The organism is Allobosea sp. P4_E12 (assembly GCF_056401655.1).
Map to the genome: position 1 here is coordinate 38,573 of NZ_JBFUIY010000011.1, position 23,816 is coordinate 62,388.

25 protein-coding genes are annotated in these 23,816 nt (G+C 65.1%); 9 read left to right on the forward strand and 16 right to left on the reverse strand.

Annotated elements, in window-relative coordinates; genetic code table 11:
* Positions 1 to 2 precede the first annotated feature (2 nt).
* Positions 3 to 569, forward strand: a complete 567-nt coding sequence (locus AC1DW9_RS15775; protein WP_441506529.1) for a hypothetical protein — start codon at positions 3 to 5, stop codon at positions 567 to 569.
* 12 nt (positions 570 to 581) lie between these two features.
* On the opposite strand, the gene AC1DW9_RS15780 is transcribed toward AC1DW9_RS15775, so the two are convergent.
* From AC1DW9_RS15780 to AC1DW9_RS15795, 4 genes are all read right to left on the reverse strand, one after another.
* Complete coding sequence (locus AC1DW9_RS15780; protein ID WP_441506528.1) at positions 582 to 1,067, reverse strand: hypothetical protein; 486 nt, start codon at positions 1,065 to 1,067, stop codon at positions 582 to 584.
* Between the two features lie 93 nt (positions 1,068 to 1,160).
* Complete coding sequence (locus tag AC1DW9_RS15785) at positions 1,161 to 2,150, reverse strand: magnesium transporter CorA family protein (RefSeq protein WP_441506527.1); 990 nt, start codon at positions 2,148 to 2,150, stop codon at positions 1,161 to 1,163.
* A gap of 100 nt (positions 2,151 to 2,250) precedes the next feature.
* Positions 2,251 to 3,111, reverse strand: a complete 861-nt coding sequence (locus tag AC1DW9_RS15790; RefSeq protein WP_441489015.1) for an SDR family oxidoreductase — start codon at positions 3,109 to 3,111, stop codon at positions 2,251 to 2,253.
* A 14-nt stretch (positions 3,112 to 3,125) separates the two neighbouring features.
* Positions 3,126 to 3,986, reverse strand: coding sequence for an SDR family NAD(P)-dependent oxidoreductase (locus AC1DW9_RS15795; protein WP_476776311.1), 861 nt, complete (start codon positions 3,984 to 3,986; stop codon positions 3,126 to 3,128).
* A gap of 77 nt (positions 3,987 to 4,063) precedes the next feature.
* Between AC1DW9_RS15795 and AC1DW9_RS15800 the strand changes: the two genes are divergently transcribed.
* Positions 4,064 to 4,852, forward strand: a complete 789-nt coding sequence (locus AC1DW9_RS15800; protein ID WP_476776310.1) for a class I SAM-dependent methyltransferase — start codon at positions 4,064 to 4,066, stop codon at positions 4,850 to 4,852.
* Positions 4,853 to 4,869: 17 nt separating this feature from the next.
* Here AC1DW9_RS15800 and AC1DW9_RS15805 read toward each other — a convergent pair whose 3' ends face one another.
* Positions 4,870 to 6,645, reverse strand: coding sequence for an acyl-CoA dehydrogenase family protein (locus AC1DW9_RS15805; RefSeq protein ID WP_441506524.1), 1,776 nt, complete (start codon positions 6,643 to 6,645; stop codon positions 4,870 to 4,872).
* Positions 6,646 to 6,807: 162 nt separating this feature from the next.
* On the opposite strand from AC1DW9_RS15805, the gene AC1DW9_RS15810 reads away from it, so the two are divergent.
* The 3 genes from AC1DW9_RS15810 to AC1DW9_RS15820 all read left to right on the forward strand — a co-directional run bounded on the left by AC1DW9_RS15810 (position 6,808) and on the right by AC1DW9_RS15820 (position 10,020).
* Positions 6,808 to 7,806: an L-threonylcarbamoyladenylate synthase gene (locus AC1DW9_RS15810; protein ID WP_441489011.1), complete on the forward strand. Its 999-nt coding sequence runs from the start codon at positions 6,808 to 6,810 to the stop codon at positions 7,804 to 7,806.
* A gap of 70 nt (positions 7,807 to 7,876) precedes the next feature.
* Positions 7,877 to 8,782: a LysR family transcriptional regulator gene (locus AC1DW9_RS15815; protein ID WP_441489010.1), complete on the forward strand. Its 906-nt coding sequence runs from the start codon at positions 7,877 to 7,879 to the stop codon at positions 8,780 to 8,782.
* Positions 8,783 to 8,901: 119 nt separating this feature from the next.
* Entirely contained in the window at positions 8,902 to 10,020 is a 1,119-nt protein-coding gene (locus tag AC1DW9_RS15820; RefSeq protein WP_476776308.1) for a type I restriction enzyme HsdR N-terminal domain-containing protein, read from the forward strand.
* Between the two features lie 11 nt (positions 10,021 to 10,031).
* Here AC1DW9_RS15820 and acuI read toward each other — a convergent pair whose 3' ends face one another.
* Both acuI and AC1DW9_RS15830 read right to left on the reverse strand, forming a co-directional pair.
* Positions 10,032 to 11,018, reverse strand: a complete 987-nt coding sequence (acuI, locus tag AC1DW9_RS15825) for an acrylyl-CoA reductase (NADPH) (RefSeq protein WP_441506522.1) — start codon at positions 11,016 to 11,018, stop codon at positions 10,032 to 10,034.
* Positions 11,019 to 11,113: 95 nt separating this feature from the next.
* Complete coding sequence (locus tag AC1DW9_RS15830; RefSeq protein ID WP_441506521.1) at positions 11,114 to 12,349, reverse strand: MFS transporter; 1,236 nt, start codon at positions 12,347 to 12,349, stop codon at positions 11,114 to 11,116.
* A 473-nt stretch (positions 12,350 to 12,822) separates the two neighbouring features.
* On the opposite strand from AC1DW9_RS15830, the gene AC1DW9_RS15835 reads away from it, so the two are divergent.
* The 3 genes from AC1DW9_RS15835 (at position 12,823) to AC1DW9_RS15845 (ending at position 15,391) form a co-directional block, all read left to right on the forward strand.
* The gene (locus AC1DW9_RS15835; protein ID WP_476769642.1) at positions 12,823 to 13,908 is read left to right on the forward strand and encodes a cell wall hydrolase; all 1,086 of its coding nucleotides are present in this window, start codon (positions 12,823 to 12,825) and stop codon (positions 13,906 to 13,908) included.
* Between the two features lie 330 nt (positions 13,909 to 14,238).
* Positions 14,239 to 14,484: a GDCCVxC domain-containing (seleno)protein gene (locus tag AC1DW9_RS15840; RefSeq protein WP_441506519.1), complete on the forward strand. Its 246-nt coding sequence runs from the start codon at positions 14,239 to 14,241 to the stop codon at positions 14,482 to 14,484.
* Between the two features lie 310 nt (positions 14,485 to 14,794).
* Positions 14,795 to 15,391 (forward strand): hypothetical protein, encoded by a 597-nt coding sequence (locus tag AC1DW9_RS15845; RefSeq protein WP_441506518.1) that lies wholly within the window; start codon positions 14,795 to 14,797, stop codon positions 15,389 to 15,391.
* Positions 15,392 to 15,473: 82 nt separating this feature from the next.
* Here the strand turns inward: AC1DW9_RS15845 and nadC are convergent, their stop codons facing one another.
* The 7 genes from nadC to AC1DW9_RS15880 form a co-directional block, all read right to left on the reverse strand.
* A complete protein-coding gene (gene nadC, locus AC1DW9_RS15850) occupies positions 15,474 to 16,328 on the reverse strand; it encodes a carboxylating nicotinate-nucleotide diphosphorylase (protein ID WP_441506517.1) in 855 nt (284 codons plus the stop codon).
* 13 nt (positions 16,329 to 16,341) lie between these two features.
* A complete protein-coding gene (locus AC1DW9_RS15855) occupies positions 16,342 to 17,901 on the reverse strand; it encodes an L-aspartate oxidase (protein ID WP_441506516.1) in 1,560 nt (519 codons plus the stop codon).
* A gap of 53 nt (positions 17,902 to 17,954) precedes the next feature.
* The gene (gene nadA / locus AC1DW9_RS15860) at positions 17,955 to 19,058 is read right to left on the reverse strand and encodes a quinolinate synthase NadA (RefSeq protein ID WP_441506515.1); all 1,104 of its coding nucleotides are present in this window, start codon (positions 19,056 to 19,058) and stop codon (positions 17,955 to 17,957) included.
* A gap of 179 nt (positions 19,059 to 19,237) precedes the next feature.
* Positions 19,238 to 19,507 carry a hypothetical protein gene (locus tag AC1DW9_RS15865; RefSeq protein ID WP_441506514.1) on the reverse strand — a complete coding sequence of 90 codons (270 nt, stop codon included), beginning with the start codon at positions 19,505 to 19,507 and terminating at the stop codon, positions 19,238 to 19,240.
* An 8-nt stretch (positions 19,508 to 19,515) separates the two neighbouring features.
* The gene (gene infA / locus AC1DW9_RS15870; protein WP_054207590.1) at positions 19,516 to 19,788 is read right to left on the reverse strand and encodes a translation initiation factor IF-1; all 273 of its coding nucleotides are present in this window, start codon (positions 19,786 to 19,788) and stop codon (positions 19,516 to 19,518) included.
* A gap of 83 nt (positions 19,789 to 19,871) precedes the next feature.
* Complete coding sequence (locus AC1DW9_RS15875) at positions 19,872 to 21,317, reverse strand: DEAD/DEAH box helicase (RefSeq protein ID WP_441506513.1); 1,446 nt, start codon at positions 21,315 to 21,317, stop codon at positions 19,872 to 19,874.
* Positions 21,318 to 21,507: 190 nt separating this feature from the next.
* Positions 21,508 to 21,717, reverse strand: coding sequence for a cold-shock protein (locus tag AC1DW9_RS15880; RefSeq protein ID WP_043233725.1), 210 nt, complete (start codon positions 21,715 to 21,717; stop codon positions 21,508 to 21,510).
* 363 nt (positions 21,718 to 22,080) lie between these two features.
* Here AC1DW9_RS15880 and AC1DW9_RS15885 point away from each other — a divergent pair, with 363 nt between their 5' ends.
* The gene (locus tag AC1DW9_RS15885; protein ID WP_476769646.1) at positions 22,081 to 22,224 is read left to right on the forward strand and encodes a hypothetical protein; all 144 of its coding nucleotides are present in this window, start codon (positions 22,081 to 22,083) and stop codon (positions 22,222 to 22,224) included.
* A gap of 3 nt (positions 22,225 to 22,227) precedes the next feature.
* Here the strand turns inward: AC1DW9_RS15885 and AC1DW9_RS15890 are convergent, their stop codons facing one another.
* Positions 22,228 to 22,932: an HAD-IA family hydrolase gene (locus AC1DW9_RS15890; protein ID WP_441506512.1), complete on the reverse strand. Its 705-nt coding sequence runs from the start codon at positions 22,930 to 22,932 to the stop codon at positions 22,228 to 22,230.
* A gap of 3 nt (positions 22,933 to 22,935) precedes the next feature.
* Positions 22,936 to 23,757, reverse strand: coding sequence for an alpha/beta fold hydrolase (locus AC1DW9_RS15895; protein ID WP_476769647.1), 822 nt, complete (start codon positions 23,755 to 23,757; stop codon positions 22,936 to 22,938).
* Positions 23,758 to 23,816: the final 59 nt, after the last annotated feature.

Below are 23,816 nucleotides of genomic sequence, written 5' to 3' on the forward strand. Positions count from 1 at the left end.
CCGTGCTGCTGAACCGCAGGACATTGGATGGCATCGCAGCCGGGCGCGTCACGCTTGTGTTCCGCCGCTGGCGCCGGCCCAGCGTCAGGGCGGGCGGCACGCTCCTGACGAGCATCGGCCTGCTGGCGATCGAGGATGTCGATCCGGTCGCGGAGATCAGCGAGGACGACGCGCGTGCCGGAGGACATGTCATGCGTGAAAGCCTGCTTGCAGAGCTTTCGAGCCGCGAGGGCCAGCTCTACCGGATCCGCCTGCGGCTTGCCGGGCCAGATCCACGCATCGCCTTGCGGGCGGAGGCCGAGCTTGGCGAGCCGGAGATGCACGACATCGAAACGCGCCTCATGCGCCTCGACGCGCGCCGGGCCTGGACGCTGGCGACGCTCGCACTGATCGCGGCTCATCCGGCACGGCGCGCACCAGAGCTTGCGGCACTGCTTGGCAGAGAAACCCTTCCGTTCAAGCAGGATGTGCGCAAACTCAAGGCGCTCGGGCTGACGGAAAGCCTGACGAGCGGCTATCGCCTGTCGCCGCGCGGAGAGGCGCTGCTCCAGCGCCTCTCGCCCCGATGACGGAGCAGCGATCTACTGGATCGGCTTGACGCTGCTCATGATCGTGTCGATCGCCTTGCCATGCTTCGTGCGCTCCTCATCGGAGCCCCAGAGCGTCAGCATGATCATGCGGTTCTTGCCGGCCGACATCATGATGAACTCGACTGTCGTCGGCCCGTTGTCGTCGCTGGTTTCGAACTGGAGGATGGTCGCAGGAATGCCATTCAGAGGCGCCTCGGCCTTCTTCGGCGGCACCTTCTTGATGTTGTTCTCCTTCATCCACTTCTCGTTATTGTCCAGCATCGCTTCGACATCGCGGGCGCTGGCATATTCGACGGAGAAGAAGACGTCCTTGCCGGGAGACTGGGCGGAGTAGCCATAGGCGATCTCCTCGGTGGCCCAATTGTCCGGCACGGTGATGGTGACGGCAGGATCCTTGTCGGGAACCGCGAAATTGCGCGCATGGGCCGATGTCGCGAGCACGCCCAGAAGGGCGACCGCCGCCAGAATTCGCTTCATGTGATGTTGGTCCAAGGAAGCTTCCGGCACAGCGCCTGGAAAGCCCCTGACCTTTGGCCATTATCGCGGGCCGGGCAATCTTCAATCCAGGCGTCAGAGCCACTTTTTCCAGCGGAATAAGACATAGGGCACCACGGCCGCGACGATCATCATGCCGACCGCGATCGGGTATCCGAACTGCCAATCCAATTCCGGCATCGTCTTGAAGTTCATGCCGTAGACCGAGGCGATCAGCGTCGGCGGCATCAGGGCGACGGCGACGACCGAGAACAGCTTGATGATCTTGTTCTGCTCGATGCTGACCAGACCCAGCGTGGCATCGAGCATAAATTGCAGCTTGCTCGAGAGGAAGGTCGCGTGCTCCTCGATGGCCTGGACGTCGCGAATCGAGGTCCGCCATTCCGGTGCGAAGCCGCTCGCGGCCTTCTTCGGCCGCTTGTAATTGGCCGACAGGAAGAGCAGCACGCGCTCGATTGCCACCATGCTCTCGCGCACATTCGAGATGATGTGCTCGTACTGGCCGATTTTCTGGATCACGCCCTGATAGGCGCTGCCCTGCTCGACCTCGGCCGCCTTGCCGTCGAAGATCCGGCGCGAGGCACCGTCGATCTTGTCGCCGACACCGCGCAGCACCTCGGCGGCTCGGTCGACGATGGCCTCGATCAACCCTTCCATGATGGCTTCTGGCTGCATGCCGCAGCCGCCCGGCTTGGCGACCCGGTTGAGAAAGATGCCGAAGGCACCGGGCTCGTCATAGCGCACGGTCACCAGCGCCTTCTCGGTCAGGATGAAGGTGACGTCCGCCAGCTTGGGGACATTGCTGTCCGACTGGCAGATTACCCGCGCCGTCATGTAATGGGCGCCGTTCTCGGTATAGATGATCTCGGACGGCTCGAGGTCATGCATCTCCTCGCGCGTCGGGATCGAGATGCCGAGATGGGCCTCGACCCGCTTGTCGTCCGTGGAGGTCGGATTGAGGAGATCGATCCAGACGGCTCCCACCGGGATCGGCTCATCCTCCGAGAGCGGGCGATGGGCCAACCGGTCGCCATGGTCGGGGCAGATGCTGTGGATCAGGAGCATAGGGGAGCGACTCGTCGGCAGCCGACAGGCCGCTTTGCTGCAGGGCAGGAACTCCAAGCCACCAACGATGTCAAACCGATGACGCGCCTCGCGGCGCGCTTCACACCCCGCCCTTCACACCGGCTGGCGGCTTGCTGTCGGCGGGCACGAAGAAGTCCGGCATCAGCGGCACTGACGGATCGACGCGGTAGGCCGAAAAGTCGGTGACGCCTTCGCCGGCCATGAAGCTGTCGTCGATCAGGAAATTGCCGGAAAACTGCCGCGACGACTTCAGGAAGATCATATGCGCCGCATCGGCCAGGATCTCGGGCGTGCGGCTCGCCTGCACCATCTTGTCGCCGCCGAGCAGATTCTGGACGGCCGCTGTCGCGATGGTGGTGCGGGGCCAGAGTGCGTTGACCGCGATGCCCTTCGGGGCGAGTTCGCCGGCCAGGCCCAGCACGCACAGGCTCATGCCGTATTTCGCGATGGAATAGGCGAGATGCGGCGCGAACCAGTGCGTCTTCATGTCGAGCGGCGGCGAGAGCATCAGGATATGCGGGTTCTCCGCCTTCTCCAGATGCGGGATCGCATATTTCGAGACCATGAAGGTGCCGCGCGTGTTGATCTGGTGCATCAGATCGAAGCGCTTCATGTCGGTCATCTGCGTGTTGGTCAGATTGATCGCGCTCGCATTGTTCACGACGATGTCGATGCCGCCGAAGGTGGCTGCCGTCTTGGCAATGGCGTCCGCGACCGCAGCCTCATCGCGCACATCGACCATCAGCGGCAGGCATTTTCCGCCGGCGGCCTCGATTTCGGCGGCGGCGGTATGGATCGTGCCCGGCAGCTTCGGATGCGGCTCGGCCGTCTTCGCGGCAATGGTGACATTGGCGCCGTCGCGGGCCGCCTTGAGCGCGATCGCGAGCCCGATGCCGCGCGAGCCGCCGGTGATGAAGAGCGTCTTGTTCTTGAGCGACATGGTCTCTCTCCCTCTCAATCTGGAATGGTGAAACGGTCCGGCTGAGTGCCGTCCTTATCGGTGAAGCCATAGGCTCGCGCGAGATCGGCAACATGCAGCACGGTCCCGGCGTGCCGGTTGACATCGGGATCAGCGGCGAGCGCGGCGACGGCCCTGCCGGCATAGAGTGGCGTCTCCGTCGTCTCGGCCGCCATGCCGGCATCCTGCACGCGCTCGGTCAGGACATGGCCGGGCGAGAGGCCGAGCGCGGTGACACCGTAAGGCCTGAGTTCCTGCGCCATGGCGAAGGTCAGCCGGTTCATCGCAGCCTTGGCGAGATCGTAGACGACATCGCCGAGATAGCCCGCACCGGTATCGAAACCCACGGTGACGATCAGCCCCTTGCGCATCTGGACCATGGCCGGCGCAACGGCCTTCGCCAGCAGGAGCTGCGCATAGACGCCACTCTCGAAGCCCTGGCCCAACCGTGCAGCCGGGCGGCGCCAGAACGGCGTGCCAAAGGCCGATCCGTCGGGGTACCTGTCGCCGTCATAGCCCTCATTGCCGCCCCAGACCGCATCGACGACGCAATCGAGCCGGCCGAAGCGTCGCAGAGCCCAGGAGACAAGCTGATCGACCTCGCGCTCCTGCGTATGGTCGCAGCGATAGGGATGCCCTTTGCCGCCGGCCGCCTCGACCTCGCGCGCCGTGTCCTCAAAAGTCTCCGGCCGCTGCTCCGTGCGGGGGCCGGCCTCGCTGGAGCGGCCGGTAACGATGACGGTTGCCCCTGCTTCGCCCAGGGCCCGCGCGATGCCGCGCCCCAGGCCGCGCGAGGCTCCCGCAACGAGGCAGATGCGGCTAGCGAGCGGCGCTGCCGCAAGGTCGGCGCTGGTCACCACCGGAGCGACAATTCCGGTAGCGCAGGCATCGGCAATCCTCTAGACGGACCGTCCCCCGAATCAGGAGAGCCGGAATGGACAGCGCAGACGTCGCCGCCTGCTGGGAGGCCAATGCCGAAACCTGGACGCGCCATGCGCGCGCCGGCTACGACCTTTATCGGGATGCCCAGAACACGCCGGCCTTCATGGCGAACCTGCCCTCTGTCGCCGGGCTCGAGGGGCTCGACATCGGCTGCGGCGAAGGCGCCAATACGCGCCGCATTGCGCAGGCCGGCGCGCGGATGACCGGCATCGATATCGCGCCGACCTTCATTCGGCATGCACGGGAGGCGGAAGCGGTCGCTCCGCTCGGCATCGCCTACCAGGTCGCCGACGGCATGGATCTGCCCTTCGCCGACGGGAGTTTCGATTTCGCGACCGCCTTCATGTCCCTGATGGATATGCCGCGGCAGGATCGCGTCCTGGCCGAAGCCGAACGCGTCCTGCGACCCGGCGGCTTCCTGCAATTCTCGATCCTGCACCCTTGCTTCGCCACGCCGTTCCGGCGGGTTCTGCGCGACGAGAACAAGACCGTATTCGGGATCGAGGTGCGCGAGTATTTCCGCGCCACCGATGGCGAGATCGAGACCTGGCGCTTCGGCGCTGCGCCCGAGCATGAGAAGGCCAAGGTCGAGCCGTTCAAGGTGCCGCGCTTCCACCGCACACTGAGCGAGTGGGTCAACCTCCTCATCACGACGGGCTTCACCATCGAGCATATGCACGAGCCGACGGTCGATGCCGAAACGGCGGCGCGCGAGCCCTATCTCGCGGATACCCGCGTCGCGCCGCTGTTCCTGCACATGCGCGTGCGCAACGCCGGCTGAGGCGCACGGCGCCCCGTTCACGCGGCGAAGACCATGTCGGCCTCGGTCACGGCGCCAGCGCCTTCCGTCACGGCGAGTTCCAGCCCCGGGGCCTCGATGGCGCCATGCTCGGCAAAGAAGCGGGCAGTCGCCACGGCTGCGGCGCCGCCTTCCTCAGTGCGCATGGCGAGCGCCTTCTTCGCCAGCCCGGTTCCACCCTGCGCCAGCGCGAAGAGCTTGAGATAGGGCGTCGCACCGGCGAGCACCTCGGCAGGTTTCGCCCCCATGGTCGCGAGCATCCACTCGGTTGCACGCTCCAGCGCGTCGACCGCGCTCTTCAGCCGATCGGCGGTGCGGCCGAAGCCGGGCGTGTTGGCCGCCGCAACCTCGTCCGCCACGCCCCGCATCTCGGCGATCAACGCCCTGACGGCATCGCCGCCGGACAGCGGCAGCTTGCGCTGCACGAGATCGATGGCCTGGATGCCGTTGGTCCCCTCGTAGATCGTGGCGATGCGGGCATCGCGCAGATGCTGGGCCGCGCCGGTCTCCTCGACATAGCCCATGCCGCCATGGACCTGGATGCCTGTCGAGGCGACTTCGACGCCGATATCCGTCGCATAGGCCTTCGCCACCGGCGTCAGAATCGCGGTGCGTTCGGCGGCCTGCTTGCGCTTGCCGATATCGGTCTCGCGATGCGAACGATCGAGCGCTTCCGCGACCATGTAGGCAATCGCACGCGCCGCCTGCGTCTTGGCCCGCATCTCCATCAGCATACGGCGAATGTCGGGATGCACGATGATCGGGCTCATCGGCGCGCCTTTCGGCGCATCGAGTGCCGCGCCCTGCTTGCGTTCATGCGCGAAGGCGAGCGCCTGCTGATAGGCCCGCTCGGCGATGGCGACGCCTTGGAGCGCCACGTTCAGCCGGGCGTTATTCATCATCGTGAACATGCAGGCGAGGCCACGGTTCTCCTCGCCGATCAGCCAACCGATCGCTCCGCCATTGTCGCCATAGGCCATCGAGCAGGTCGGTGAGGCATGGATGCCGAGCTTGTGCTCGATCCCGGAGCAGCGCAGGTCGTTATGGCCGCCGAGCGTTCCATCTGCGTTGACGAGGTATTTCGGCACGAGGAAGAGCGAGATGCCGCGTGTGCCGGGAGGCGCATCGGGCAGTCGGGCAAGGACGAGATGCACGATATTCTCGGTCATGTCGTGCTCGCCATAGGTGATGAAGATCTTCTGGCCGGTGATGCGATAGGTGCCGTCCCCGGCGCGCTCGGCCTTCGAGCGCAGCGCGTTGAGGTCGGAGCCGGCCTGCGGTTCGGTGAGGTTCATCGTACCCATCCACTCGCCGGAGACGAGCTTGGCGAGATAGGTCTCCTTCAGTTCCGCCGAGCCATGGGTATGCAGTGCCTCGATCGCACCGACGGTGAGCAGCGGACCAAGCGCGAAGGCGAAGGCGGCGGAGTTCCACATCTCGGTGCAGGCCGACTGCACCAGCGCCGGCAGGCCCTGCCCGCCATAGGCTTCCGGAGCCGGCAGTGCGTTCCAGCCAGCCTCGGCCCAGGCCTTGTAGGCCTCCTTCCAGCCGGGCGGCGTGGACACCGCGCCATCCCTCAGCGTCGAACCGACCTTGTCGCCGACCATATTGAGCGGCGCGATCACATCGCCCGCAAATTTCGCCGCCTCGCCGAGGATCGCTTCGGTCATTCCGCCGTCGAGCTCGGGGGCCAGGCCATCGGCAACGAGCCGGTCCAGCCCTGCCACATGGCGCAAGGTGGCGACGATGTCCTCGACCGGGGCGCGATAGCTCATGGCCTTCTCCCTGAATGCCCTGCCCGCCTGGCAATGTGCCGGCGCAAGGTCTGCTGCCGTCGTTATGCGTTGACGGCGATGTTAGCGACGAACTATCCCCTTCGCCACGCGCCAGCCTCACGACTTTCCGCCATACGCACTGCCGCACAACACAGTTTATATATGAACCATTCCAGGTCAACGGGCTCCGGGATACGTCCGACCCGCATTCTGCAGGCCGATGCCGAAGGCATTGCCGAGGCCGCGCGCCTGCTGCGCGCCGGAGGCCTCGTCGCGCTGCCGACGGAGACCGTCTATGGATTGGCGGCCGACGCGACATCCGGCCACGCCGTCGCCGGCATCTATGCGGCAAAGGAGCGGCCGAGCTTCAATCCGCTGATCTCACATCTGCCGAGCGTCGAGGCAGCGCGGCGCGAGGGCCTGTTCGACGCCAATGCGYTGGCACTGGCAAAGGCCTTCTGGCCGGGCCCCTTGACGCTGGTGGTGCCGGCTTCGTCCGCCTGCCAGGTCAGCGAGTTGGCACGCGCCGGGCTTGCCTCCGTCGCGTTGCGCGTGCCGTCGCATCCGCTTGCCCATGCCATTCTCGAAGCAGCCGGACGCCCGATCGCCGCACCCTCCGCCAACCGGTCGGGCCGGGTCAGCGCCACCAGCGCAGAGCATGTGCTGGCCGATCTCGATGGCCGGATCGATGCCGTGGTCGATGCCGGGCCGGCCGAGGTCGGTGTCGAGTCGACGATCATCGCCTGCCTCGATGGGGCGCCCAGGCTGCTTCGACCGGGCGGCGTCTCCCGCGCGGCGATCGAGGGCGTGATCGGCCGCCCGCTGGTGCTCGCCGGCGAGGCTGGCGCCGCACCGATTTCGCCCGGACTGCTCGCCTCGCATTACGCGCCCGCTGCCGCGGTGCGGCTGGACGCCGAAGCGCCCCGCACCGGAGAAGCCTGGCTCGGCTTCGGACCGGAGCCAGCGGGCTTCGTCGCGCCGGCGATTTCGCTCAACCTGAGCCCGCGCGGCGATCTCGCGGAAGCTGCAGCCAATCTCTTCGGCTACATGCGCCAGCTCGATGCGCAGGGCCCCAAGGCGATTGCGATCGCATCGGTGCCCGCGCACGGCCTCGGGGAAGCCATCAACGACCGGCTGAGGCGCGCTGCGGCACCGCGCTGAGCCCCGCAAACAGCGCCTTGCAATTGCGCAAGATATCGCGATGCTGCCGCCGCAACCGGAGCCTGCGTCGATGAAGTCCAATCTCGCCTGGGATGATTTCAGGCTGGTCAAGGCGATCGCCGATCACGGCGGCCTGACGGGTGCGGCTGCTGCTCTTGGGGTCAATCATTCCACCGTGTTCCGCCGGCTCGGGCAGATCGAGGAGCAGCTCGGCCTGCCCCTCTTCGAACGCCACAAGACGGGCTATGTCGCTACCTGCGCCGGCGAAGAGATGGCCGTCCTGGCGAGCCGCATGGAGGAGGATGTCACCGCCTTCGACCGGCGCCTGGCCGGGCGCGATGTCGCCCCGTCCGGCGAGGTCCGCGTCACCACGACCGATACGCTCTTCCTCAACATGCTGCTGCCGATCTTCGCGGCGTTCCGCCAGGCGCATCCGGCAATCCGGCTGGATGTCGCCATCGGCTACCAGACGCTCAACCTCTCGAAGCGCGACGCCGATGTCGCGATCCGGGCCAGCGATTCGCCCGGGGAAACCCTGGTCGGGCGCCGGCTCGCGACACTGAACTGGGCGATCTATGGCCGCAGCGAGGACGGGCTCACCTCGGAGGAAGCCGCCGATCCTGCCGTCCTCTTCGAACGGGACTGGGTCACGCTCGGCGACCAGCTCGGTTATGTAAAGGCGGCACGCCATGTCCGCGACCATGTCGCGCCGGAGCGGATCGCGCTCAAATGCTCGGCCGTACTCGGCCTCACCGAAGCCGTCGAACAGGGGATCGGCATCGGCCCCCTGCCCTGCTTCATCGCCGATCAACGCCCCAGCCTGACGCGCCTGACGGCGCCCAATCCGGATTTCTCGACGGGGCTATGGATCCTGACCCATCCCGATATCCGCAACGCGCCGCGGGTGCGCGCCTTCATGGACTTTTGCGGAAACGAACTCGCGAAGCACCGCGGCCTGATCGAGGGGACGGGCTGAGCGTCAGCCTACTTCGCCCCCGCCTTCACGCAGAGGGAAGCTATCATATTAGATTGAGCATACCTTAGGACACACGCTAAGCTTGCCCTAACTGCTTTGGGAGGGGGAGCAAATTCAAAATGGCTACGATTGACGATTTTCGCGCGAACCTAGTGTCTTTCAGCGAGCGGGTGCAACGCGTTCGCGAGCACATCAAGAATGAAGAAGCAACTAAGGTCGCACTGATACTGCCATTCATATCTGTTCTTGGCTATGATGACAGAGACCCTACCGAAGTCGCGGCAGAGCACGCGGCCGATTTCTCAGAAAAATACAGAAATCGGGTAGATTACGCTATCCTGAAAGACATGAAGCCAGTCATAGCGATCGAATGCAAAACCGCAGGAAACGGCAGAAAGGACGATCGAGGTCAACTTAAAAGCTACTTTAACGCCGCAAAATCCGTCAAACTGGGCATGCTGACAGACGGAATAATCTACGAATTCTTCGTCGATTCAGCTGAACCCAATTTAATGGACGATGATCCATTTTTGATCGTCGACTTCGATAAAGTTGCCAAAGCCCAGATTTCAGACACGGTAATTGAAGGCCTATTTGCTTTAACCAAAGGAAAGTTCGACCCTGAAACTGTCGCCGAGAACGCGAGGCGAAGCCTGACCCACAGAGCTTTCTTCGACTACCTTTCTGATCAGTTCAACGAACCATCTGTCGAATTTACTCGTTTTCTTCTCAAAGAGAACGACATCAAGCACATTCGAGCCAATGCTATTGATGGGTATAGAGCAATCAGCAAGGCAGCTTTCAACGACGTCTTTACTTCTAATGTGCTGAAACGCCTCGACATTCCGGCGAACGCCCCGAAGCCAACCCCGAGAGCCGACCCGGCGATTGAGGAGGCGGCCACGCCAACTCCCACCATCTCGTCTTCTGGAATTGTGACGACGGTGGCCGAACTCGACGCTTTTGAAAGCATTAGGCGACGGCTTGCGTTTCTTTCTTCGGGGAACATCAACCTGTTTAACTCAATCTCGAATGTAAAATTCCGAGACTATCAAGGAAAGATGGTCGTATTCTATAAACAGGAGAGAAAGGGACGCTTGGTCGATATCACGGAAGCCCGCGATGGAACCGTGAGGTACTGGATCGTTGATGGCAACGAATCCACCCCGTTCACGGATCTATCGCAAGCTGATCAGAGGCTGCAGACGTTGTTCGAAAAGCGAATAGCCGAGTTTTAGGTCTTATCGCCTCAGCCCACCTCAACCACCACCCGGCCCCGCACCTTGCCCTCGACGATCGCCTTGCCGGTCTCGATCACGCTCTCCAACGGAATCGTCGAGGTCATGGCAGCAAGCTTGTCGCGATCGAGATCGGAAGCCAGCCGCGCCCAGGCCTCGAGCCTGCGTGGTTTCGGGCACATCACCGAATCGACTCCGAGCAGCGAGACGCCGCGCAGGATGAAGGGTGCAACCGAAGCCGGCAGATCCATGCCCTGGGCCAGGCCGCAGGCAGCAACGGCGCCGCCGTACCGGGTCATCGCCAGCAGATTGGCGAGCGTATGCGAGCCGACCGCGTCGACGCCGGCGATCCAGCGCTCCTTGGCCAGCGGCTTGCCGGGGTTGGAGAGTTCGTTGCGGTCGATGATCTCGGCTGCACCGAGGCCCTTGAGGTAGTCGGCCTCCTCGGCGCGGCCGGTCGAGGCGATGACATGCCAGCCCGCCTTCGCCAAAAGCGCGATCGCGACCGAGCCGACGCCGCCGGCAGCACCGGTGACCACAACCGGGCCATCAGCGGGTTTCAGCCCGTGCCTCTCCAGCGCCAGCACGCAGAGCATCGCGGTGTAGCCCGCGGTACCGATCGCCATGGCGTCGGCCGGGGTCATGCCGGCCGGCAGCGGCACCAGCCAGTCACCCTTGACCCGGCTTTTCTGGGCATAAGCGCCAAGATGGGTCTCACCCGTGCCCCAGCCATCCAGGATGACGAGATCGCCCGGCTTGAAATCGGGGTGGCTGGAGGTCTCGACCCGGCCGGAGAAATCGATCCCGGGAATCATCGGCCAGCGCCGGATCACCGGCGCCTTGCCAGTGATCGCGAGCCCATCCTTGTAGTTCACGGTCGAGTGCGTGACGCGGACGGTGACGTCACCTTCCATCAGATCGGCTTCGGCGAAATCCGTAAAGGCGAGGTTCGGGCCGGTTTCGCCCTTCGTCGCGACGAGCGCCTTGAAGCTGGACATGCATCACTCCTGTCGTGCCAACTGGTCACGACAGGAGTGGAACGAGCCCGGGCAATCCGCAAGGCGCAAGCATGTGCGTCTTTGCCCCGTCCCGATCAGGCGGGCTGCGGCACCGCGCGCGTCACGGGCTTCTCGACGATCGGCAGGTTGATCAGGGCGGAGGCGACACCCAGAGCGACCGAAAGCCACCAGACGATCTCGTAGGAGCCGGTCCGCTCATAGAGGATGCCACCGAGCAGCACGCCGAGGAAACCGCCGACCTGATGCGAGAAGAAGGCGAAGCCGTAGAGCATCGCCATGTATTTCGTGCCGAACATCAGCATGACCAGCGAGGAGGTCGGCGGCACGGTGGAGAGCCAGAACAGGCCGATCACGACGCCGAAGGCCAGCGCGGTGGCCGGGCTGGCCGGCAGCAGGATGAAGGCTGCGATGGCAACCGCACGCCCCAGATAGATCCAGGCCAGCAAATGGCGCTTCGGCATGCGGGAGGTCAGCCAGCCGGAGCCGAGAGAACCCGCCGCATTCGCGAGACCGATCACGGCAAGTGTCCAGCCGCCGACCCAGGCCGGCATCCCGGCATCCTTGAGATAGGCCGGCATATGCGCGGTGATGAAAGCGAGCTGGAAGCCGCAGGTGAAGAAGCCAAGCACGAGCAGGACGTAGCTGCGATGCTTGAAAGCCTCCGACAGGGCCTGCGTGACGCTCTGGTTGGGCAGGTTGACAGCCGAAGCGACCTGCCTGGCCTCTCCGGTCTTGCGCGTTCCCAGCATGATGGCGAGCGGCATCACCAGCAGCACCGAGCCGGCGAAGACGACAAGCGCCTGATGCCAGCCGATCTGCTCGATCATGATGTTGCCGATCGGCGGGAACAGGAACTGGCCGAAGGAGCCGGCCGCGGTGCCGGCACCGAATGCCATCGGGCGCCATTGCTCCGGCAGCAGCTTGCCGAAGGCAGCCAGCACGAGATTGAACGAACAGGCCGAAAGGCCGAAGCCGATCAGCACGCCGGCGCCGAGATGCATCGTCATCGGCGTCGTGGCATAGGCCATGACGACGAGGCCGGCGGCATAGAGCAACGCACCGAAGCACAGCACCCGCACCGTGCCGAACCGGTCGGCCACGGCGCCGGCAAAGGGAGCGCCGAGGCCCCAGAGCAGGTTCTGCAGGGCAATGGCGATACTGAACGTGTCGCGCCCCCAGCCGAATTCCAGCGTCATCGGGATCTGGAACAGACCGGCGCTGGCGCGGGGGCCGAAGGTGATCAGCGCGATCAGACAGCCGGCAGCGACGACGATTTCAGGCGCGTATCTGCGCCCAGTGGCCGCACTCATTGGGAGCTCCGACAATAGGACAGAAGGAGAGCAAGTCTAAACGTGTGGCTGCACGTTATCGTTTCGTCCCGCGCCGCAACAACGTCTTTTCGTGAAATTCCACATCACGGCCGCACATGGAACGCGGGTCGCCGAAGAACGCGCGCCCGAGCGCGGCATTAACCGGCTCTCAACCCTACCGGATGGATAACGGGATCGTCGAAAAGCGCGCCTTGGCTGCGCGGCCGACCCCCGGTGTTGTCAAGGCGGGCAGAGCGTTGAGTCAGTTGCGGTTACGGCGTCGCACGAGGCGAATCAGAGCGCTGGGTCTGAAATGGGCCCTGGCCACGGTCGCGCCCTGGGCGCTGTCCGTCGGGCTGCTGGTTTCCTTCACCGCATCCGCCGGGCAAAATCACGACGGCGACGCAATTCCCTATTCCATGCTGCGGCGCGCAGCGCCCTCGCCCGAATCCATGCTCGAGGAAGGCCCTTCGATGCTGGTTGCGGCCAGCGCCTTCCGCCTGCCGGGCCTCACGCTGTCATCCTCGATCCAACAGGCTCATCTCTCCTTCGACGACCCCGAACGGCGCATCGCCATCGATCCGCGCCAGCCGCGCGAGGATATGAAGCGCACGGCAAGCGCCTTCCCCGAGGTCGACCGCAGCGCCAAGGGCGACCTGCTGCCCGGCCTGCGCCCGGGCCTGACGCTTACCCCGCAGCCACGCGAGCTCGAACGTGTCGTCTTCGGCGACAACCAGCCGGGCCTGATTTCGGGCGGCTTTGCGCTCGACGCCGTGCGCGAGGGCGAAAGCAGCGACGGTCCGCAAGTGGGGTTCGAGCCCTATTCCAATGACGAGGGACTGACCGACCCAGCCCTCTCGGACTCCTCGCCGAGTTCGCCGAAGCGGATCATCACCTCGCCGCGGGAAGCCGAACTGCATCTCGAGAGCATCGACGGCTCGACGCCCTCGGTTCCGCAGCCCGCAGCACGGGCCTCATCGACTCCGGCCGTGAACTACAGCGTCGCCACGATCGCGCCGACGACGCCGCCGGCCGTGGCCGCCGCACGGCCCGCCGCCATCGGCAAGGCCGCCGCTCCCGCAACCAGCGTCGCGCGCAAGAGCGATCCGGGGCCGAAACAGATTTATACCGGGCTGATCCTGCCAGAGAACATGGCGCGCGAGCAGCGCTGCCTCGCCGAAGCCGTCTATTTCGAGGCTCGTTCGGAATCCGAGGAAGGCCGGGCTGCGGTCGCGCAGGTCGTGCTCAACCGGGTGAAGAGCGGGCTTTATCCGGACTCGGTCTGCGGCGTGGTCTACCAGAACCGGAACCGCTACCTCGCCTGCCAGTTCACCTTCGCCTGCGAGGGCAAGTCGCTGCGCATCACCGAGCCCGAGCCGTGGCGCGCCTCCGTGCGCATCGCACGCGAGGTCTTTGAGGGCACGACCTATCTCGCGGATGTCGGCGCCTCCACGCATTACCACGCGGACTATGTTCGGCCGTACTGGGCCAAGAAGCTGAAGAAAATGGATGTGATCGGCCGGCACGTCTTCTATCAGCTGAGGCCGGGCCAGACTTAGTCTATCCTGAATTTTCAACCGCGGGCCCTGACTCCAAACAGATTGAATACCGGGCTTGTTTGCGAGAATGCGGGGTCTTGGCTTGCGGGAGCGAGGCTGTATCGAGGCACCTCTGGCCGGCCCGGAGGTCACCCCACGGGAGGCCCCCCTGCCCTGGAAACCTCTGTCGGCTCAATGAGGGTGCTCAGCGAAAGCCACTGCGCCAGGACCTGATCCTTCCGGGCAGCACCAGACAGGACGCTCATGAAAGTCGTCCTGTCAGCTTGACCCGGCCCGTCGCTTGGAATTGCATCTATGAAGCCTGATGCCTCAGAACCGCGCGTGAATTGAATGCAGCTTCAGTCCCTGATTACCTGCCCGCATTGCCGACACGCGGCGGCCGAGACGATGCCGACCGACGCCTGCCAGTTCTTCTACGAATGCAAGGGATGCGGCGCATTGCTCCGGCCGAAGCAGGGTGATTGCTGCGTGTTCTGTTCCTATGGCTCGGTTCCCTGCCCACCCATTCAGGAGGCTGTGAACGGAGGATCCGGCAACCTGTCCTGCTGCGCCTCTGCTGGTCCGAGCGGAACGTGATCTGAGCCCGGGGGATACAGCCCGAAGCTGCGTCCATCTCGGCTGCACGCTGAACGAAATCGTTCTTGCCACCGTGCCCGGCCGGGACTTGCGGCCCGCTCTACCCTTGAGCCGGGAGGCTTCCGCTGCGTAGGGCTCGCCGGCCTGCTGCCTTTGCATTCCAATTCAGTATTCGAGGCCTTGCCGGACGCGCCGGATCATGGTTAATTTTACCTTGTTTTCGCGTTTACCTTGCGTTCATCACTGCCGGCTGGCTTTCTGCCTCCAACACGGCGGCGCCAGAACGCCGCCGGGGAGGTCGGAGTCAGACATGCGAGGCAAGGTGCTTTCCGCTTCCGCATTGGCCGCTTCGGTGGCTGCGGCCGCGCTGCTGCTCGGCGCCCAGGGCGCCCAGGCTGGCGGTGGCTGCTATGGCTCCGCCTGCTACACGCTGCAGCAGTCGCCCCCGGTCTATGGCACGATCAACGAGACCTATGTCGCGCGCCCGGCCCAGACGCAGTCGCGCATCATTCCGGCCGAATATGAATACGTCACCGAGCAGGTGATGGTGCATCCGCAGCGGGTCATCCCGCGCTATCGCCCGGCCCAGTACAGCACGGTTGCCGAACAGGTCCTGATCTCACCGGCGGGGCGTCGCTGGGAGGTGAGCCGCGATCTCTATGGCAACGTCACCGGTTGCTGGGTCGATGTTCCCGCGCGCTACGGCATCCAGCAGCGTACGGTCGAGATCAGCCCGGCGAGCACCGATTACGAGACCCTGCCCGCCGTCTATGGCCAGCGTCAGCGCAAGGTCATGGTGCGCCAGACGCAGGTCGTGCACGAGACGATCCCCGCTCTCTACGAAACCCGCCAACGCCAGGTGCTGATGAGCCCTGGCTCGCAATACTGGGCGCGCGGCCGCTATTGAGTTCACGCCTACCAAGAGTTTAGACGCAGACCCTTTTAACCACGGAAACGACCTTACGCCCCGGCTTCGGCCGGGGCTTTTTTCATGCGATCTCGATATCGAGCCCGAGGTCGAGCACGCTGGCGGAATGGGTCAGGGCGCCCACCGAGATCATGTCGACGCCGGTCGCCGCAATCGCCGCGACAGTGTCGAGCGTGATGCCGCCGGAGGCCTCGACCTTCATGCGGCCGCCGACCATCGCAACGCCCGTGGTCAGATCCGCAACGGACATGTTGTCGAGCATGACGATGTCGGCCCCCTCGGCGAGGACCTCCTCGAGCTGGGCCAGGGTATCGACCTCGATCTCGATCTTGACGAAGTTACCGGCCTGGCGCTTGGCCGCCTGCAAGGCGGGGCGAATGCCGCCGGCGACGGCGACATGATTGTCCTTGATCAGGATGGCGTCATCGAGCCCATAGCGATGGTTGCCGGCGCCACCGCAGCAAACGGCGTATTTCTCGAACGCGCGCAGGCCTGGCGTGGTCTTGCGGGTGTCGACGATCATCGCCTTCGTGCCCGCGGCCTTGGCTACATAGGCCGCTGCCAGTGTAGCGATGCCCGAGAGTCGGCCCATGTAATTCAAGGCGACACGCTCTGCCGAGAGGACAGAGCGGGCCTCCCCCTCGATGCGAGCCACAATGGCGCCGGGTTCGAGCCTGTCGCCGTCCGACATGGCGGCCTCGAAGCGAACCGACGGGTCGTATTGCCGGAAGGTTTCGCGGGCGAAGGGCAGCCCGGCAACGATGCCGCTCTTGCGCGCGGCGATCACCGCGCTTGCCCGCTTGCCGGCCGGAATCGTCGCAAGGGTGGTGATGTCACCGGCCCGGCCGAGATCCTCGATCAGAGCGGCACGCACCGCTTCGGTGATGAGCAGGGGATTGAGGACGGCTTGGCTCACGTCGGGCTCCGGATCAGGACAGGGCGCGGCGCGCGGCAGGCGGCGCCGATAATGTCAGCTTGCTGCGCGTCGCCAGCGCCGCGCTGGCTTGCGGAAAATCGCTGCGCCAATGGCCGCCACGGCTCTCGCGCCGGGCAAGCGCTGCGGCAACGATGATGAGAGCGGCGCTCGCCATGTTGACGAGCGTCGAACTGTCCGCAGCCTCGGCGATGGCCTGGAGCTGACGCGACGCGGCAAGCAGCCCTGGCCCGCCACGCACCACGCCGGCCCTATCCGACATGATCGCGCGCAAGCGCTCGATCGCGCGCTGGTCCGCGGCTGTCGGCAAGCAGGCTGCCGTGCCGCTCATGCGGACAGGCTTCCCCCTGGTTCTCATCACCAACGGGCGGCCCTTCAGGTGCTCGGCGACACGTGCGCCGAAGACCACCGCCTCCAGAAGGGAATTCGAGGCGAGACGGTTGGCACCATGCAAGCCGGTACTGGCCACTTCACCGGCGGCATAGAGGCCGGGAAGCGTCGTGCAACCATGAGCGTCCGTCGCCACACCACCCATGTGGTAGTGCTCGGCCGGCGCCACCGGCATGAGCTCGGTCGCTGGATCGATGCCCGCCTTGCGGCAGGCGGCGGTGACGGCGGGAAAGCGCTCGGAAAACTCCGTGCCGATCGCCGCCCTTGCATCGAGGAAGGCACCGCGCCCGGCCGCGATCTCGGCGAAGACGGCGCGCGCCACGATATCGCGTGGGGCGAGCTCGACGTCCTTGTGGGCAGCCAGCATGAACCGCTCGCCAGCGGCATTGACGAGAATGCCGCCATCGCCCCGGATCGCTTCGGTCGCCAGCGGGGCTGGGTCGAGCCCGAGCGCCAGCGCGGTTGGATGAAACTGCACGAACTCCGCATCGGCAATCGTCGCGCCGGCGCGTGCCGCCATGGCCAGTCCTTCGCCACGCGCCTCCGCCGGGTTCGTGGTCAGCGCGTAGAGATGGCCGATGCCTCCCGTGGCCAACACGGTCGCGACGGCATGAAATCGCGTCGCCTCGCGCGCCGCCCCGTGCTCGCCGCGCGCCAGCACACCCGTGCAGGCGCCATCGGTAAGAAGCAGGTCCTCGGCAATGAACCCTTCCCGGACGGTGATCGAAGGCGTCTGCCGCACCGTCGCAATCAGCGCCTGCATGATCGCGGCGCCGGCACCATCGCCGCCGACGCGGACGACACGATGCTCCGAATGCGCGGCCTCGCGCGACTGCACGAGTCGCCCGGCGAGATCGCGATCGAAGGGGACGCCATAGGACAGAAGATCATGGACGCGTTCGGCAGCCTCATTGGCAACCATATGCGCGACGGCCTCGTCGACGATGCCGGCACCCGCCGCGATCGTATCGGCAGCGTGTTTGCCGGCCGTGTCGCCCTCGGACATCGCCGCGGCAATGCCGCCTTGCGCCCAGCTCGAGGAAGAGCCCTCGCCGAGCGGGCGCGGCGCCAGCACCGTGCAGGGCAGCGGCGCCAGTTTCAAGGCCGTGAACAGCCCCGCCAGCCCGCCGCCGACGATGAGGATATCCGCTTGGATGTCAGGCATGAGGGCCAATCCGCCGCCAGCGCCCCTCCCCCTGAAGGGAGAGGCATGCGGGTTTACATCGTCAGGTTGACCATTCGCTCAACCGAGCGCCGGGCCTTCTCGGCCATCGCCGGATCGATCACCACCTCGTGCTGCATATAGACCAGCGACTCGAGGATCTTGGGCAAGGTAATGCGCTTCATATGCGGGCAGAGATTGCAGGGCCGCACGAATTCGACGCCCTTCGTCTCGGCTGCAACATTGTCCGCCATTGAGCATTCGGTGACGAGCAGGACGCGGCCCGGCAGCTCATGCTTGACCCAGTCGATCATGCCCTTGGTCGAACCAGCGTAATCGGCAACTGCCACGACTTCCGGCGGGCATTCCGGATGGGCGACGATTTTGATGCTCGGATCGGCCTCGCGGTAGCGCACGAGCTCTTCGGCGGTGAAGCGCTCATGCACCTCGCAGGCGCCTGCCCAGGAGATGATCTTCACCTTGGTCTGCGCCGCGACGTTCTTCGCCAGATACTGGTCAGGCACGAAGATGACTTCCGGCACGCCCAGGCTCTCGACCACCTGCACGGCATTCGACGAGGTGCAGCAGATATCGACCTCCGCCTTCACATCGGCCGAGGTGTTGACATAGGCGACGACCGGACGGCCGGGATAGCGCTCGCGCAACAGACGGATATCGGCGCCCGTGATCGAAGAGGCCAGCGAGCAGCCGGCCTTCATGTCCGGCATCAGCACGATCTTGTCGGGGCTGAGCAGCTTCGAGGTCTCGGCCATGAAATGCACGCCGCCCTGCACGATGACCTCTGCCTTGGTCTTCGAGGCCACCTTGGCGAGCTGCAAGGAGTCGCCGACGATGTCGGAGACACAATGGAAGATCTCCGGCGTCATGTAGTTATGGCCGAGGATGACCGCGTTGCGGACCTGTTTCAGCTCGTTGATCGCCTTGATCGTCGGCGCGAAGAAGGGCCACTCCACCGCCGGAATGACGGCCTTGACCTTCTCGTAGAGATGCGCGGTCGCGGCCTCGACCTCAGGCGTCCAGGTCAGGTCTGGCATCGGCAATGGTCGGAAGCGCGGATCGTCCCTGCGGCGCGCGACAGTGACCGGGGCGACAGCGTTGTCGGCCTCGAAGCCCCGAGTCTTTTCCAAGCCCAAAGACATGGCATCCTCCTCATCCCTGCGATGCCGGAGCTCCGCTCCGGGTCGCCGCCGGCCTGTTGCTAGCCAGCTATGCTCGTTTTGAGCATAAGGATATTAGCACGTCTCCCCGATGCTGACCAGCACTCGGCATCCCGCGCCAGCGCGCGGTCCTTCATGTGTTTGGGGAATATGGCAGGCAGTCAGGCGATGCCGCCGGTGACCAGCGCCAGGACGCCAAGACCGAGCACGAAGGCCAGGATCCGGGCGGGCATCCCGACAAGGGCGCCGGGCGGACGGCCCGTCACGAAACCAAAGACGACTTCGATGAGGCCGAGCCCGATCAGGACGAACAGATAGCGCGGGAAAGCTGCCGATCCCGCCAGCCATCCAATGTGAGCCGCGAGTGCGACAAGGCCTCCGAGGCCTGCGCCTGCAGCGAGGAAGAGCAGTTCAACCCGGCTGAAGCGCATGCTGTGGCTCAACGCCGACGGAAGTTCTGATTGCGCGGCGGCCCACCCGGAGCCGGTCCCGCCGTCTTCTGACGGAAGTTGATGCGGCCGCGATCAAGATCATAAGGCGACATCTCGACGACGACCCGGTCTCCGGCGATCGTGCGGATGCGGTTCTTCTTCATCTTGCCGGCCGCGTAGGCCAGGATCACATGGTCATTGTCGAGCTTCACCCGATAGTTTCCATCGGGCAGCACCTCGACCACCGTGCCGTCGAACTCGAGAAGTTCTTCTTTCGCCATTCCTTGGTCCTTCTTCTGCGCCTTGGGCGGACGACCGGATCAGAGGGATCCGCCGGCCCGATCGTCCCCTGGCTATCCGCGCGTCAGTTCGCGCGGCGCCGGGCGCCGCCATTGCGACGTTGCTCTGTTCTTTGCTGCAAGAACGCGACGCCGCCAAGTCCTTCCTTGCCGGCAACGCTGTCTTTTCGCGCCGAAGGCGCCTCAGTGCGCTGCGGCGGACGGTCATTGCGCGGAGTCTCGCTGCGCTGACCGGCGGCATGCTGGGGCTTGCCCGCCTGCTGCGGCTTCGCGCCCTGGCGCTGGCCCTGCGGCCGGCCATGATCGCGCCCGCCACCGGAGCCCTGGCCATTGCGGCCGCGACCCTGGTTCTGCGGCGGCTTCTTGGGCGTGCGACCATCCCAGTGCGGCACCTCGCCGACCGGGGTCAGCGAAACGCGGGTCAGCTTCTCGATCGCCGCCAGATCGCCGCGCTCTTCCGGGGTGCAGAAGGCAATGGCGACGCCGGTGGCACCAGCGCGCGCGGTGCGGCCGATGCGGTGGACATAGGTTTCCGCCACGTTCGGCAGGTCGAAATTGACGACATGGCTGACGCCGTCGACATCGATGCCGCGCGCCGCGATATCGGTCGCGACCAGAATGCGCAGTTCGCCATCACGGAAAGCGCCGAGAGCGCGCTCGCGCTGGCCCTGGCTCTTGTTGCCGTGGATGGCAGCCGACTTGATGCCGGACTGCTCGAGCTGGCGCACGACCTTGTCCGCACCGTGCTTGGTGCGCGTGAACACGATCGCGCGCTCCATCTCCGCCACGCCGAGCGTCTTCGCCAGCAGCGCCGGCTTGTGGCCGGGATCGGTGAAGATGACGCGCTGCTCGACCTTCTCGGCAGTCGTGGCAACCGGCGTCACCGCGACCTCGACCGGATTGGTCAGATAGGCCGAGGCGATCTCGCGGATCTGCTTCGGCATGGTCGCCGAGAACAGAAGCGTCTGGCGCTTGGCCGGGATCAGCGTCGCAATCCGGCGCAGGGCATGGATGAAGCCGAGATCAAGCATCTGATCGGCCTCGTCGAGCACCAGGAACTCGATCTCGCGCAGCGAGACTGCGCGCTGGTCGACGAGATCAAGCAGGCGGCCGGGCGTGGCGACGAGGATGTCGACGGTCTGGCCAAGCGCACGGATCTGCTTGCCGACTGGCACGCCGCCGAAGATCACGGCCGATTTGACCGTGGTGAACTGGGCGTAGGTGCGGATGCTGGTCTCGATCTGCGCCGCAAGCTCACGCGTCGGGCTCAGGATGAGTGCGCGCACCGAACGCGGCTGCATGCGCCGGGGGTTGTTCAGCAACCGGTGCAGCATCGGCAGCGAGAAGGCGGCCGTCTTGCCCGTGCCCGTCTGGGCCGCGCCGAACAGATCCTTGCCTTCGAGAATAGGGGGGATGGCCTGCGCCTGGATGGGCGTCGGCTTGGAATAACCTTCAGCCGCGAGCGCCTTGAGAAGCTGCTCGGCGAGGCCGAGGTCTGTAAATTGTGTCAAAACAGGTCTTTCTGAAGCCGAAACGCAAGGGGCGCATGTGGAAACCGGCTGCGCCACCGAATGGGTTCGGCATTGAAGTACGTCATTCCGCCCGGCGAACCGCTAGCCACTGCGCCGAAAGGTATTGTTGTAAAGGTATCGATAGAGAGAGCCGGGAGAGTGCGAGCACCCTCCCGGTCAGTATTCAGCCTCAGGCGACGACGAGGTTGCCGGCCGAGGACTTGCCGGTCTTGCGATCGGCGATCAGCTCGAAGGAGACGACCTGACCATCGCGAAGTTCGCGCAGACCAGCACGCTCGACAGCGCTGATGTGGACGAAAACGTCCTGGCCGCCGGCCTCAGGGGTGATGAAGCCATAGCCCTTGGTGGTGTTGAACCACTTCACGGTGCCCTTGTTCATAGGGTAGTCCTTACGTTTCAGATCCGCGTTCGTATGTGGAAGACACGACTTGACGCGCGGACGCCTCGCCGTGGCCTTGATAACGATGTGTGGTGGATCTGAATCGTGCCCGCCGACCGGGAAATCCCGCGCGGAGGATTGGCCAGAACCCGGCCGCATCTCGTCTTACATGGGCGGCACTAGCATAAATTGCAATGCGGGTCCAGCGCAGCGCCCTGATGCGCAACGGCGCCCCCTTCCCGGCATCCGCGCAAGACGGGAGCATCGGAGAAGGCGGCCCGCGGAGGCCCGCTCTGCGTCGAGGCTGCATCCCTCGACCCGTCGCATCAACGTCTTCGTCGGCGTGCCGACAGAATAACCGCAATGAGCGATGTCAATCGGCAGGCCGAACTCTTTGCCGATCTGGTCTTCGAACGGGGACTGCTCGCTTGCGCCCTGGAACGGATGCCTTCCGGGCCGCTCCTCAGCTTTGACGCGGCGGATGGTCCGACCAGGGGCCGTCGCTAGCGCTCATTCGATCTCGCCCAGAAGCCCGACGAGGCCGCCAAGATCCGCCAGGCGGCGATAGCGCTGCTCCGCGACCGGTTCCTCGGCATGTTCGAGCACCCAGGTCAGCTCATGCGGCACATGCACAGCCCAGGCCCCCGCCTGCAGCGCCGGCACGATGTCCGACTTCAGCGAGTTACCCACCATCATCGCATGTCTCGGCCCGTCACCATGACGCGCGAAGATGCGTTCATAGGTCGTGACACTCTTGTCGCTGACGATCTCGACCGCCTGGAAGAAATCGCCCAGCCCGGACTGGGCGAGCTTGCGTTCCTGATCGAAAAGATCGCCCTTGGTGATCAGGACCAACCTGTATTCGGAGGCCAGCGCCTCCAGTGTTTCCTGTGCCCCCGGAAGCGTCTCGACCGGATGCGCCAGCATCTCGCGCCCGGCGGCAAGGATTTCGGCGATGACGGAAGCCGGCACATTGCCGCCTGTGACCTCGATCGCGGTCTCGATCATCGAGAGCGTGAAGCCCTTGATGCCAAATCCGTAGAAGCCGAGATTGCGACGCTCGGCGTCCAGCAACCTGCCGGAGATTTCGGCGGCTTCGCCGTGCTCGCCGAGCAGGGCGACGAAACGCTCCTCCGTCAGCCGGAAGAACTGCTCGTTCTGCCAGAGCGTGTCATCGGCATCGAAGCCGATCGTGGTGAGCGCGCGAGACGGCACGGTTCAGCCCTTCAACTCGGAGATGAAGCGGTCGAGCTCGGCATTGAAGCGCGCCGCATCCTCGAAATAGACGGAATGGCCGGTTTCGGGAACGCTGACGAAGCGGCCCCTGGGAGCATGGGCAGCGACCGCCGCGACGCCACAAGGCGGGACGACGAGGTCGTCGGCGCCGGACAGGAACAAGGCTGGACAATCGAGTGCGGCGAGGTCGGACGGCGGGCGGTTGCGCGCCTCCCAGATGCGTTGCCGAACCAGCGCCTTGTCCAGACCTGCATTGATGCGGTCGATCGATTTGTAGAGTTCGTAGAGCGCCGGCAAGCGTTTCGCGAAGGCTTCGCCGCAGGCAGGATGGATACCGCTCCTGGCCCAACGCGGCAGTGTCTCATCGACACGCTGCTGCCAGGCCGCGAGTTCGCTCGAGATATTCCTTCCGGCCTTGCCGAAATCGAGCGTGCCGGTGGTGCAGGCCATGACGAGCCCGCTCACCCGACCGGGGTTCGCCAGCGCATAATCCACACAACTCCAGCCGCCCATGGATTGCGCGACCAGAACCGGCCGCTCCAACGACAGATGGGTGATCAGCGCGGCGAGGTCGCCGGCATAGTCTGCCGGATCGGGGCCTCCGGCCACCGGCTCCGACGGCGCGAAACCGCGATGAGCGAAGGTGACGCAGCTGTACTGCGGACTGAAATGAGCGACCTGCTGCCACCAGGACAAATGATTGCCGCCCAGTCCATGAGCGAAGACGATGGGCGGGCCAGAGCCCGTGACCTCGTAATAGAGCTTGCCGAAGGGGCGGGAGAGTTGGCCGATACGCGTCTGCATGGCGCGAAACTAGACCGGCGGCCGTTCTCGCGGCAATGCAGGATTGTCGGTCTCAGGCC